The following is a 12,565-nucleotide window of genomic DNA, read 5'->3' as shown; positions in this document are numbered from 1 at the left end:
GTAGATATATAAGAATAGTTAGTGTATAAGTTTCCTAACTTGTTAAATAGTGTTGTTTTTAACGATATAGTATTTGATTTAGTTATAAATAAAATCGATAATTTAGCTTTCCTTTTTAATTATTATATTAGAATATGTCTATACCAAATCAGCCTAGAAAAATAAAAAAGCCCTGGCCAACTAAGGAGGCTATGGAACAAGTGTATGAAATGAATCTTTGGGGTGGTGTGGATTATGATTTTTATTCTGGAGAAGGGTCACATCAGCCTAAAATAATAAAGCCATATATTAATGTTGTTAGTGAATTTTTAAACTCTTTTAAAGTTCCATTAACTTTATGTGATTTGGGTTGTGGAGATTTTAATGTAGGTAAAAATTTGGTGCCATATTGCAAAAAATACATTGCTATAGATATTGTAGAAAACTTAATTGATTACAATAAAAAACAATTTCAGGTTGAAAATTTAGTATTTAAATGTTTAGATATTGCAGTTGATGATTTACCAATTGCTGATTGTGTAATTGTAAGACAAGTATTACAACATTTGTCTAATAAAGAAGTTGAACGGGTGATAAAAAAATTATATAATTATAAGTATGTAATTTTAACAGAACATATTCCTATGGGGAATTTTGTACCTAATAAAGATATAATTTCAGGCCAAGGAATTAGAATAAAAAAACAAAGTGGTTTAAACATTTTGGCAGCTCCTTTTTGTTTTAAAGTGAAAAATACAAAGGAACTAACATCAATTGTTTTAAATGATAACAAGGGGGTAATTGTGACTACGCTTTATACCGTTTTTTAGTTTCCTTTTATTCTTGTCCATAATTCTGACAACATTTTTATACCATTACGTTTGTTTTTAGGTACTTCAATGAAATCAACTTTACCTGTGGAGTTTACCTCTATTTTGTACTGGAATACAAAATTTGTAGCATTGGGGTTTAAACTTAAAAGTCCAAATCGTAAATCATTAAAATAAAGATTTCCATTTTTTTACTAATGATATACCAACCCTTAGAAATAGCAATCATTTGTTTTACTTTAGGATTCATTTTTAACTTCCCTAAAAAATGATGGTTTTTAGAGTAGCTTGTAAAAGTGATAGTTTGGAACAGCTTCACCTACTGCAGCACCTAATATAATTTGAGTTAATGAATCCATAAGGATTGTAAAAGTAAATTAATATTGTGTGTTTTAGAATAACTTTAAGGTTTACATATCTACCTAAATTTAGGTGGGCCGAAACGTTTATTTACCAATACAAAAATTAGCAAAAATATTCCCTAATAAATCATCGTTGGTTACTTCACCGGTGATGAGACCAAAATAGTACAAGGTTTCTCGAATATCTATAGCCATTAAATCACTAGAAACATTGTTTAAAATAGCTTCATCTACTTTGTTAATTTCATTTAAAGCTTTTAGTAAAGCATCGTAATGACGAGAATTGGTTACAATGGTATCACTATTATTTAAAGCACCAATATTTACCATTTTGGTCAATTCATTGGTTAGGGTTTCAATCCCCACTTTAGATTTGGCAGAGATGGCAATTAGTTCAGGGATTTCTTCTTTTAAAGCGATAATGTTTTCATCAGAAATAGTGTCGGCTTTGTTCCCTACTACAATTAATTGTTTTTGAGGAAATTTGTTTTTTATTTGTTCAAGCTCAACTTTGTACTCTTTACTTTGTGCTTTATACTTGGTGACATCAAACAAATAAATAACTACTTGAGCTTGGGTTATTTTTTCAAAAGTTTTTTGAATTCCAATACTTTCTACTACATCTTTGGTTTCTCTTATTCCGGCTGTATCAATAAAACGATAAGCAACCCCATCAATAATTATTTCATCTTCAATGGTATCACGAGTAGTCCCTGCAATGTCTGATACAATAGCACGTTCCTCGTTTAACAAAGCGTTTAAAAGGGTAGATTTTCCTACGTTAGGTTCCCCAACAATGGCTACAGGAATTCCGTTTTTAATAACATTTCCTACCGCAAATGAGTCAATCAATCTTTTTAAAACTAGTTGAATTCTAGCCACTAAGGCTTTAAACTCTGTTCTATCTGCAAACTCTACATCTTCTTCGGCAAAATCTAACTCTAACTCTATTAAAGAAGCAAAGTTGATTAACTGATCTCTTAATAATTGAATTTCATTAGAAAAACCACCACGCATTTGCTGCATGGCTATTTGGTGAGAGGCTTCAGAATCGGAAGAAATTAAATCTGCCACGGCTTCAGCTTGAGACAAATCTAATTTTCCGTTAATAAACGCTCGTAAAGTAAATTCGCCAGCATCAGCCATTCTAGCTCCTTTTTTTAAGAGGATTTGAATGATTTCTTGTTGGATGTATAAAGATCCATGACAAGATATTTCAATGGTATCCTCTCCTGTATAAGAATGTGGATTTTTAAATACAGATACCAATACTTGGTCTATCACTCTCTTATCATCTATAAAATGACCTAAATGTAATGTATGCGATTTTTGGCCTAACAAAGACTTATTTTCTTTGATAGAGGTAAAACATTCATTCGCAATGGTAATGGCATCAGGTCCAGACAAACGAATAACAGCAATGGCTCCAATTCCAGAAGCAGTTGCTAAAGCAACAATAGTATCTTTTAAAATCATGCAGTAAAATTACGTGTTTTATAGGGAATAGAATAAGGTTTAATTAACTATTCAAAATACTATTAATTAACTGTAATTCTTCCTCAGAAAAGTCAGTGTTGTTTAAAGCCAATACGTTTTCTGCCAATTGATTTGGACTACTAGCACCTACCAATACTGTAGATATAGCAGGTTGAGTTAAAATCCATGCTACGGCCATTTGCGATAATTTTTGTCCTCTTTGATTAGCAACATCATTTAGTTGTTGAATTTTACCAATGGTTTTTGGAACTTCATCAGCCGTTAAATATGTGTTGTTTTTTGATGCTCTTGATCCTTCTGGAATTCCTTTTAAATATTTATCCGTTAACAAACCTTGTGCTAGAGGAGAAAACACAATCGATCCGATTTTTTCATCTAATAAAGTAGGTAGTAATTCTGCTTCTACAGAACGTTCTAACATAGAATATTTAGATTGATGTATCAATACAGGTGTTCCTAAGTCTTTTAATATTTTTTGTGCAGCTTTGGTTTCTTCTGGACTGTAACGAGACAAACCGATGTACAATGCTTTTCCTTGCTTTACCATTAAACTTAATGCATGCATGGTTTCCTCTAAAGGTGTTTCTATATCGGGTCTGTGATGATAAAAAACATCAACATAATCCAATCCCATGCGTTGTAAACTTTGATCTAAACTAGCAACCAAATATTTTTTAGAACCATTGTTTCCATAAGGACCAGGCCACATATCGTATCCTGCTTTAGAGGCGATAAATAACTCATCTCTGTGATTAGCAAAATCTTTTTTAAGAATACGTCCAAAATTTTCTTCGGCACTTCCATAAGGAGGCCCATAATTATTAGCCAAATCTAAATGTGTAATTCCTAAATCAAATGCTTTTTTTAAAATATTTCTAGCGTTTTCAAAAGAATCATAAAAACCGAAATTATGCCATAAACCTAAAGATATTTTAGGCAATAAAACCCCACTGTTTCCGCAACGATTGTATTGCATGGTATTGTATCTATCAGGGTTTGGAATATAAGTAGTTGGGTTAGATTTGTCGTTGATATTCATATTATGTTTTTAGGCTGACTAATATACAAAAGGTGATTTAATATTGTTATTAATTATATGTGTAAAGTAGCTTTACCAATATAATTAATAATATCACTAGCAATTAAAGAAGGCATACCTATTTCTTTAATAGTTAAGTCTCCTGACAACCCATGAAAGTAAACTCCTAAAATTGCAGCCTGAAGAGGTGTGTATTGTTGAGCTAGTAAGCCAGTAATTATTCCTGTTAAAACATCACCACTACCAGCAGTTGCCATTCCTGGATTTCCTGTACTATTAAAATAAATATGTTTGTTTGGACACGTAATGGAAGTATTTGCACCTTTTAAAACAACGATACAGTTATAATCAGTAGCAAATTTTTTTAGTTTAAGTATTTTTTCAGCATCGTTCATAAAAGAACCCACTAAACGTTCAAATTCTTTAGGGTGAGGAGTAAAAATGCTGTTTTTAGGAACCATGTTTAACCATTCTTTATTTTTAGCCAATATATTTATGGCATCAGCATCTATCACCATAGGTGTTTTTGTAGCTTTTATAACTAAATGTAAAAAAGTTTGTGTTTTAGGATGTATTCCTAAACCGGGTCCAATACCTACTGTTTTATGAGTACTAATATAATTTCCTTCTAAAAAATATTCACAAGGTAAATTTCCTGTCCACATGGCTTCTGGCACTGTTGATTGTAAAATTTGCATACCACAATTTGGAGTATATGCTGTAACCAACCCCGCACCAATTCTTAAGCTAGCTTTGGTAGCTAAAACAATAGCTCCAATTTTTCCATAACTACCACCAATAATTTCTACATGCCCAAAAGTTCCTTTATGAGAAAAAGGATCTCTTTTTTTTGTGATTTTTAATATATCTGTAGATTGTATATAACTATAATCACTGTCAATGGTTTGTTTATAGTTTTCGGACAAACCAATAGGTAATATTTTCCATTTACCAACATAACTAGCAGTGTTTGGTAGTAAAAATGAAAGCTTAGGAGCTTCAAAAGTCAAGGTGTAGTTGGCAGATAAAATAGTGTTTTCTTTTGAAAACCCATCTATTTCACAGGGTAACCCAGAAGGAATATCAATAGCTACTTTGGAGTTTTCTAGTTTGTTTATTTTAGCAATTAAAATTTTACAAATTCCTTCAATAGGCCTGTTGATTCCCGCTCCAAACATCGCATCAATAATTACAGAATGTTCCTCAATAGGAGGAATGTGCTTTTCCGAAATAATGGTTCTTATAGTTATAACATCTTTTAACAAATTTAAATTTTCATCAAAATCAGGACTAGTATTAGGACTGTGTTTGATGATATAGACCGTTACTTTGTATTGATAACTCAATAAAATTCTAGCTATTGCTAAACCATCACCACCATTGTTTCCCAATCCACAAAAAAAAGTAAAATGTGTATGTACAGGAAATTTATTCCTTAACCAAGTAGCACATTTATCTGCTGCACGTTCCATGAGTTGTGCCGAAGTTATTTTTTGTTCTTGAAGGGTATAAATGTCTAACTCTTTTATTTGAGGAGCATTGAATATTTTCATAGGACATGGATTTATTTTAAAATTATGGATTTCTTTTTAATAATCAATTTCGTGCCAAAGTGTAGTTTTTATTATTTTTAGAGGTAAACTAAACTATAATGCAGAAAATAATTGAATTGTTTAAAGAAGTTTTTGATACCCATGAAGAATATTTAGGAACTGTGGTAGAGCATCACATTCAAAAATTAAGAGAATTAGATGAGTATTTACCGCCAACACAATCTTTTTTTATTGTAACCAATACTTCTAAACAAACCTATGAATTTGTGAGTAAGAATTTTGAAGTGGCTTTAGGGTTGGATAGAAATAGAATGACCACAGAAGGTTTGCCTTATTGGTTTTCTCACTTTCATCCTGAAGACATTCCCATTTGGCTGGGGGCTTTAGAAGATTTGATGATTTTTACCATGACTCAAGTAGCAGAAGAAGATAGAAAAAAATTGTGTTATACTTGGAATTTTAGAGTTAGGAATTCTAAAAATGAATATGTAAATCTTTTTGAACATCAAACACCTACTTATTTTGATGAACAAGGAAAACCTATTATTGGAATTTCTCATCAAACTATTGTTGGAGCAGGAGAAAAAAAACCGATTATAGGAGTGATTAAAAAGCTAAATGACCAAAATGAATACGAAACCATTTATTATAAAAATTACTCACAAAAATTACTTTCAGCTTCTTTAAGCAACAGAGAACAAGATGTAATTCGTTTGTTGGCTTTAAATAAAACCAGTAGAGAAATAGGTGAAAAATTGTTTATAAGTCAACACACTGTTGATGGTCACCGTAGAAATATTTTAAAAAAATTAAACTTTAGTTCTACTCAAGATTTGGTGTATTATTGTTTAAAAAATCAATTATTTTAAAACCCCTCAATATTGAGGGTTGTGGTATAACGGACTTTAGGTTTAATTTTAGAGCAAACTAAACTATTATGAAAAATATATGTATTACTACTTTAATGTTATTTACTGCATTAACGTTTTCTCAAGTGGTATTTAAAGTAAACCCATCTTTGGTTAAGGAGATAAAGAATACTTCATATGATCGATTTAACTATATTGAAACGTATCCTAAAGAATTTTGTGGAAACTATTTTAAACACAGTGATTATAACAAGTTTGGTATGCAATGGAGTGTAGAAACAGAAATTACATTAAACCAAGATGGAACTTGTAAAACACGTTGGTACAATAGCGGATATTCTGGTAGAAAACCGAAAACAACTATTGTCTCTGGTACTTGGGCAATGGCTGTTAAAGACAATAAACCTATTACTAAAATAAAAGATGGGAAAACTTGGTATCAAATTATTTTGATGTCTGGTTCTGATACAAATTTAGCGTACTACGATAGAAACGCTTATTATGATTGGGTAATGGTAGACACTACCAATAACACTAGTTATTTACAATTGGTGTTTTCTAGTGATGCTCCTGTGAAAAAACAAAAGTAATTAATTATGATAATCAAATATTTTGGATCGTTGTTAATGTTTATAGGATTAATCTCTATAAAAGTAAATGGACAAGAAGATGCTTGTTCTAAATATGGTAATCCAACGGTTATACCAGATGAAGGATGGTGTTCATATGCTGAAAGTGCTCGTAAAAGAGGAGAAACAGCTGCTTATGCCGAATGTGCTTGTCAAAACTCTAAAAAAAAATCTAAATCTAATAATGAAAATAATGGTTATATAGAGAGATATAATGAATTAAATAATAAATATCAATCTTTATATAAACAAGTACGTAGTTTAAGTTATGAAGAATTTGATAAGAAGTTAAGTTTGTTGAATAGGATAAAACCTTATGCTTCTGGTTTAGATGCATTACAAAAAACAAATAGTTATACTTCCAATTTAAATAGTGATATCCAAGAGATAACAAGACAAAAAAATGAGAAAAAGATAACTATTAAAGGAAGTAAAACATACTCAAGTAGAGCTAAAAAAAGTAAGACAAACAACGAAACTAATAATTCTAAGTCTAAGAATAATAATGAGATGAGTCAAGCATACCAAATTTACTACCTACAACAAAAGCAAGAACAAGAAAGAAGAGAGCGTATAAGGAAACAAAATATTCAGAATACTGCAAATGCTATGAGTGGACTTATGGACATGGACTTTGGCTATGGTGAGAGAATCGGTTTTTTTTCATTAACAGGTGGTTTTAATTATTTATGGGGTGATGTAGATGAGGCTTCATTTTCAATGCCTATAAACGCTTCTTTAGAATTAAATATACCTGTTTCTAAAAGTTATGAGATAGAACTCTTAGGAGATTATAACTATAATTTGGATTTTTCTAGTAGTGATATTGAAGCTACGAATGAATCATATTACTTTGCAGGTGGAATTAATTTAGGTAAAAGCAGAAAGTTTTCTGTGTTATATGTAAATCATAATATCAAATATTATTTAGAAATAATGGATGAGAGCCACAATGAAAGTTATATAGGGGTTGATGAAATTATAAGTACTAATGGGGTTGGAATTAGTTATAATTTTAATGGAAAATACATGGATGAATTGGGGAGAATATTAGTATTATATACTAAAGGAAAAGATGATGTAAGTAATATTAACGTTAGATATGATATGAGTACTGGGGCATTAATATTTACAATAGAATATAATCAATTTACAAATAAGTTTATGGATTATTCTGTTGGGAGTATTGGTATGAGATTTGGGTTTAAATTACCTTTTTAACAAAATTACATGAATCTCCAACCCTTAAAAATACCTTCAGGCTGGTCTGTAGAGTGGAATTTGTTAACCGATACAGATCCAACAGAAGCAACCATACATGAGTTTACAGGTAGTTCTTTGTTGTTATTAAATTCCCACACACGTTTAAAAGCCATTGAGGTGTATTGGAAACCTGAAGGAGATCTTCAAGGAGCATTTCAATTAAAGGTGATTTGTTTACAGCCGAGATTTAACGCTAAAACAAATATGATTGAATATGATGGTTTATGGGAGCATCCTGAATTGGAATTTTCTACTCAAAATAGATTAGAGCTTGTTGAAAAAATCAACTATTTGTTATTCCATCTAAAACCTTATATAGATACTCGTATTTTATTAAAACCAGGAATAGTTGACGAACCTAATGAGGCAATTAGACTAGAATTATTAGATAATGGAGTAACAGAAGAAGTTGCTGTAAAAATAATAGCTTCCAATCATAAGAAGCTTCAAGAACTTTTGTTAGATCATAAAGAAATTTCTAAAGCAGTTGCAGAAAAATTATTGGAAGTAGGAGCTAGTAAAGGCGTTAAAAATAAAGCAAAACAGCTACTAAATAGCCAAACGTTTAGAAATCAGAAACCTGAGACATCATCAGAATTTGAAAAGGCTAAACTCATTTCGGCAATCACAAATAAAATGGAAGTTGTTCTTGCTGACTTACAATACCTAAAACCAGAAAAAGAGTTTACACTTAAAACTCATGAGCCTAATGGATATTGGAGTTTCTATTGGAAAAGCACAAAACTTTGGAAAACCGAATATTATTTAAAAGAATGGTTTACTGTTAGTTTATATGGTAATATTGATACGCTTTCATTAAGCGGATCTCATGGCATAAAAGATATATTTGAACAACTAGAAGATAGATATTTTCTATATAAAGAAAAAACTCCTGAAATGCTTTTTAAAATGATCAACACTGTTGAAAAGCAAACCAAAGAAGCTGTCTTAAAAGCTGTAGACCAACAATTTGACCCTAGTTATTAAATCATTTTTTAATGTTTAACCTCTTAAAAAAGAAAAACATTAAAATAATAGATATCTAAGATTGTTAGTATATTTGACTTTATGATAAGTAAAAAAGAGGTAAAGTTGATAGAATGTCCCAGAGATGCCATGCAGGGGATCAAGGAATTCATTTCAACAGATTTAAAAGCCAAATACATCAATGCCATTTTACAATGTGGTTTTGATACGGTGGATTTTGGAAGTTTTGTATCTCCTAAAGCCATTCCTCAAATGGCAGATACAGCTCAGGTATTGAGCAAACTAGACTTGTCTACTACTAAAAGTAAGTTATTGGCTATTGTGGCCAATGCTCGTGGTGCTACAGATGCTTGTGTTTTTGAAGAAATTACTTATTTAGGCTATCCTTTTTCTATTTCCGAAATTTTTCAAGTTCGTAACACAAATAAAACAATAGATGAGAGTTTTATAGAGTTACAACAAATAATGGAGATTGCTAAAAAACATAACAAGCAAGTAGTAACTTATTTGTCTATGGGGTTTGGAAATCCTTATGGAGATCCTTGGAATGTTGAAATAGTAGGGCAGTGGGTTGAAAAATTATCGGCTATTGGAGTAAATATTCTATCTCTTTCTGATACCGTTGGATCCTCTACTCCAGAAGTCATTACATATTTATATAGTCATTTAATCCCTAACTATCCAAAAGTTGAATTTGGAGCACATTTACACACGACTCCAAACAAATGGCACGAAAAAATAGATGCAGCTCATAAAAGCGGATGTATACGTTTTGATGGAGCAATAAAAGGATATGGTGGTTGCCCTATGGCTACCGATGCTCTTACTGGAAATATGCCTACAGAAAAAATGTTGTCTTACTTTACCCAACATCAAGTACAAACCAATATCAATAGCCTAAAATTTGAAAGTGCTTACAATGTTGGTCTTCAGGTTTTTAATTAAAATCGGTTTTTTTTATTTTAATTAATTCTAATTTAACATTTGTTTATTTAGAATTGGTCTGTATATTTGCAGCGAATTAACTAAAAATAAGTCTAAATAAAAAACAGATGAAGATTACTAAAATTACAGTAGCAGTATTAGTAGCTACAGGAGCAATGTTTACGTCATGTTCTAGTGATGATAAGGACATGATTGATACAATTATTGAATTCCCTAAAAACATTGAGGATATTGATGTAACAGGAATTTCTGTACCAACTGAGTATGAATTTGAAAGAAATCAAGCTACAACTGTTGATTATTCTGGTCAAACAACAAGATTGGCACAAGTAAATGAAATAGGTGGTTTGTTAAAACAAACAGATCCAATTCCAACAGAATCTGATTTTACTACTAGGTTTAATGCTGCAACAGGTTTTACAGACACCTCTTTAAACGGAAGTAAAAATGTAAGAAGCAAAGTAGCAGCTTCAGTAGGTTTGTTTCAAGACAATACAGCAGAGTCTGATGCTACTAAAACTGAATTTGATGGATATTTAACTAGTCAAATAGCTGTTTTAGCAAGTTCAACAGAAGCTAGTCAGGGAGTTGCAGGTACATACACTAGTGGTACTAGAACAAGATATTTTAACGAGAAAGGATTAGAATACGATCAAGCTTTTTACAAAGGATTGATAGGTGCTTTTACTTTGGATCAAACAATAAACCACTACTTTAATAGATTAGATGATAATTTTGATGGTACTAATACTTATAGAACGGAAAATGATGCGGTTACAAGCACTGATGGTTCTACAACTATGGAACATCATTTTGATGAGGCTTATGGATATGTATATGGTTTAGGTGATGCTGATAAATTATTAGGTCATTATTTAGAAGAAATTCAAGGTCAAGCTCATTTTAACAATGTAGCAGAAATCGTGAAAAAAGCATTCATTATTGGTAGAGCTGCAATTGTAGCAAAAAACTATGATGTAAGAGATGCTGCTGTTGGTGTAATTAGATATCAGTTATCTAAAATTCCAGCTGCAAGAGGAGTTTACTACTTACAAAGTGCAAAAGTAAAAATTGCAGATGCTAATATAGATAATAGAGAAGCTTTTCATGCATTATCTGAAGCATACGGATTTATTAAATCTTTAAGATATACTTATAATCCTGAAACAAATGAACCATATTTTACAAAAGCAGAAGTTGATGCTTTAATGACTAAATTATATGGAGCAAATGGATTTTACGATTTAACAGCAACAGATTTAGAAGAAATATCTGTAGAAATTGTGGCTAAGTACGATTTTACTTTAGCGCAAGTGTTAGAATAATTAAGAAATTATACGTTCTTAAAAGAAGATGGAGTAAACTATTAAAGGTTTAGTTCATCTTCTTTTTTTGTATTTTTGAACATCGTTTAGAAAATAGTAACAATCAAATGAAAAAAATAATTAGTTTAATACTTGCTTTAAGTTTGTTTTCTTGTGTAAAAGAAAATAAAGGAGATGAAAACACAATAAAAGACGACTTTAAAAGAGAGCTAATTTTAAGCAATTGGGTAAATAATATTATCATTCCTGCTTATACAGATTTTAAAGTAAAAATGGATGATTTAAAATCAAAATCCGATGCTTTTGTTGCAAACCCAAACACTACCACTCAAACAGCATTACAAACGTCTTTGTTTCAAGCTCAAAAAGTTTGGCAACATGTAGCTATGTTTGATATTCATTCTGATGCTAGTGAAGTAGCTCCTTATAGAGAGTATATGAATAAATACCCTATTGATAGAGAAACCAGTACTTTTCCTATTAATAACTCTAACGAAGATGATGCTACACTTGAGAACAATTTAGAACAATTGGATGCTAATACTATTGATTTTACATCATCAAAATCTACAGATGAACAAGGTTTTCCAGCTATTGACTATTTAATTAATGGTGTAGATATTACCAAGTTTACTACAGATATTAAAAAAGACAATTACAAAGCTTACTTAACCAAGGTAGTAAATAGAATGGTTTCTTTAACAAATAATGTTGTTGCTTTTTGGAACAATAATGCTAATAGTATTATTGCCAACAATGGGTCATCTGCAACAGCTTCTTTTGATGTAATGTTAAATGATTATATTAATTATATTGAACAAGGTTTTAGAGAAAACAAAATAACTACTCCTTCTGGATATAGAGCGGGTGATGGTGATCAATTTAAAAATGAACTGGCTGTTGAATCTTATTTTAGTGCAGACTACTCTAAATTGTTTTACGAAGAGTCTTTTAAGGCTATTAAAAACTTGTACTATGGAGTTTCATATGATGAATCTACAACAGCAGAAAGTATCAATACTTATTTAACTTATTTAGATGCTGAAGTTTATGTTTCATCAGAAAATAAAGATTATAAAATAAACGATTTAATGGCTACAAAATTTACCGATATAGTAAATGCATCTAGCAGTTTAAACGCAAATTTTGTAACTCAGGTAAACACTAACAATTCAGCATTAAGAGCTGTGTTTCATCCAATCCAAAGTTTGGTGGTGTTAATTAAAACAAACACATTTCAAGCTTTAAATGTTAAAATTGATTATGTAGATTCAGACGGAGACTAGT

11 protein-coding genes are annotated in these 12,565 nt (G+C 30.7%); 8 read left to right on the top strand and 3 right to left on the bottom strand.

The window, feature by feature from the left end:
* Window positions 1-134: 134 nt before the first annotated feature.
* Window positions 135-809, top strand: coding sequence for a methyltransferase (locus tag ACXGQT_RS02895; protein WP_457829900.1), 675 nt, complete (start codon window positions 135-137; stop codon window positions 807-809).
* Window positions 810-1,255: 446 nt separating this feature from the next.
* On the opposite strand, the gene mnmE is transcribed toward ACXGQT_RS02895, so the two are convergent.
* Genes mnmE through ACXGQT_RS02880 form a run of 3 tightly spaced genes read right to left on the bottom strand, consistent with a single transcriptional unit; the run spans window position 1,256 to window position 5,260 of the window.
* Window positions 1,256-2,647: a tRNA uridine-5-carboxymethylaminomethyl(34) synthesis GTPase MnmE gene (gene mnmE / locus ACXGQT_RS02890; protein ID WP_457829899.1), complete on the bottom strand. Its 1,392-nt coding sequence runs from the start codon at window positions 2,645-2,647 to the stop codon at window positions 1,256-1,258.
* A 43-nt stretch (window positions 2,648-2,690) separates the two neighbouring features.
* On the bottom strand, window positions 2,691-3,707 hold the full coding sequence (locus ACXGQT_RS02885; protein ID WP_457829898.1) for an aldo/keto reductase: 1,017 nt from the start codon (window positions 3,705-3,707) through the stop codon (window positions 2,691-2,693).
* A gap of 53 nt (window positions 3,708-3,760) precedes the next feature.
* Window positions 3,761-5,260 carry an NAD(P)H-hydrate dehydratase gene (locus ACXGQT_RS02880; RefSeq protein WP_457829897.1) on the bottom strand — a complete coding sequence of 500 codons (1,500 nt, stop codon included), beginning with the start codon at window positions 5,258-5,260 and terminating at the stop codon, window positions 3,761-3,763.
* A gap of 98 nt (window positions 5,261-5,358) precedes the next feature.
* On the opposite strand from ACXGQT_RS02880, the gene ACXGQT_RS02875 reads away from it, so the two are divergent.
* The 7 genes from ACXGQT_RS02875 to ACXGQT_RS02845 all read left to right on the top strand — a co-directional run bounded on the left by ACXGQT_RS02875 (window position 5,359) and on the right by ACXGQT_RS02845 (window position 12,564).
* Window positions 5,359-6,129 carry a response regulator transcription factor gene (locus tag ACXGQT_RS02875; protein ID WP_457829896.1) on the top strand — a complete coding sequence of 257 codons (771 nt, stop codon included), beginning with the start codon at window positions 5,359-5,361 and terminating at the stop codon, window positions 6,127-6,129.
* A 68-nt stretch (window positions 6,130-6,197) separates the two neighbouring features.
* Window positions 6,198-6,719 (top strand): hypothetical protein, encoded by a 522-nt coding sequence (locus tag ACXGQT_RS02870; protein ID WP_457829895.1) that lies wholly within the window; start codon window positions 6,198-6,200, stop codon window positions 6,717-6,719.
* 6 nt (window positions 6,720-6,725) lie between these two features.
* On the top strand, window positions 6,726-7,979 hold the full coding sequence (locus ACXGQT_RS02865; RefSeq protein ID WP_457829894.1) for a hypothetical protein: 1,254 nt from the start codon (window positions 6,726-6,728) through the stop codon (window positions 7,977-7,979).
* A gap of 9 nt (window positions 7,980-7,988) precedes the next feature.
* Window positions 7,989-9,008 carry a hypothetical protein gene (locus tag ACXGQT_RS02860; RefSeq protein WP_457829893.1) on the top strand — a complete coding sequence of 340 codons (1,020 nt, stop codon included), beginning with the start codon at window positions 7,989-7,991 and terminating at the stop codon, window positions 9,006-9,008.
* 81 nt (window positions 9,009-9,089) lie between these two features.
* The gene (locus ACXGQT_RS02855; protein ID WP_457829892.1) at window positions 9,090-9,953 is read left to right on the top strand and encodes a hydroxymethylglutaryl-CoA lyase; all 864 of its coding nucleotides are present in this window, start codon (window positions 9,090-9,092) and stop codon (window positions 9,951-9,953) included.
* 107 nt (window positions 9,954-10,060) lie between these two features.
* On the top strand, window positions 10,061-11,278 hold the full coding sequence (locus tag ACXGQT_RS02850; protein WP_457829891.1) for a DUF4856 domain-containing protein: 1,218 nt from the start codon (window positions 10,061-10,063) through the stop codon (window positions 11,276-11,278).
* A 107-nt stretch (window positions 11,279-11,385) separates the two neighbouring features.
* The gene (locus tag ACXGQT_RS02845) at window positions 11,386-12,564 is read left to right on the top strand and encodes an imelysin family protein (RefSeq protein ID WP_457829890.1); all 1,179 of its coding nucleotides are present in this window, start codon (window positions 11,386-11,388) and stop codon (window positions 12,562-12,564) included.
* The last annotated feature ends 1 nt before the right edge of the window (window position 12,565 follow it).

This window comes from Wenyingzhuangia sp. IMCC45467, assembly GCF_054111205.1.
The sequence above is the reverse complement of the archived record's forward strand: the minus strand, read 5'-3'. Positions and strand labels throughout refer to the sequence as shown.

Coding starts and splice junctions, on each gene's coding strand:
- ACXGQT_RS02885 (WP_457829898.1), bottom strand. CDS start 3,707: ATGAATATCAACGACAAATCTAACCCAACTACTTATATTCCAAACCCT.
- ACXGQT_RS02845 (WP_457829890.1), top strand. CDS start 11,386: ATGAAAAAAATAATTAGTTTAATACTTGCTTTAAGTTTGTTTTCTTGT.
- ACXGQT_RS02865 (WP_457829894.1), top strand. CDS start 6,726: ATGATAATCAAATATTTTGGATCGTTGTTAATGTTTATAGGATTAATC.
- ACXGQT_RS02850 (WP_457829891.1), top strand. CDS start 10,061: ATGAAGATTACTAAAATTACAGTAGCAGTATTAGTAGCTACAGGAGCA.
- ACXGQT_RS02860 (WP_457829893.1), top strand. CDS start 7,989: ATGAATCTCCAACCCTTAAAAATACCTTCAGGCTGGTCTGTAGAGTGG.
- mnmE (WP_457829899.1), bottom strand. CDS start 2,647: ATGATTTTAAAAGATACTATTGTTGCTTTAGCAACTGCTTCTGGAATT.
- ACXGQT_RS02870 (WP_457829895.1), top strand. CDS start 6,198: ATGAAAAATATATGTATTACTACTTTAATGTTATTTACTGCATTAACG.
- ACXGQT_RS02895 (WP_457829900.1), top strand. CDS start 135: ATGTCTATACCAAATCAGCCTAGAAAAATAAAAAAGCCCTGGCCAACT.
- ACXGQT_RS02875 (WP_457829896.1), top strand. CDS start 5,359: ATGCAGAAAATAATTGAATTGTTTAAAGAAGTTTTTGATACCCATGAA.
- ACXGQT_RS02855 (WP_457829892.1), top strand. CDS start 9,090: ATGATAAGTAAAAAAGAGGTAAAGTTGATAGAATGTCCCAGAGATGCC.
- ACXGQT_RS02880 (WP_457829897.1), bottom strand. CDS start 5,260: ATGAAAATATTCAATGCTCCTCAAATAAAAGAGTTAGACATTTATACC.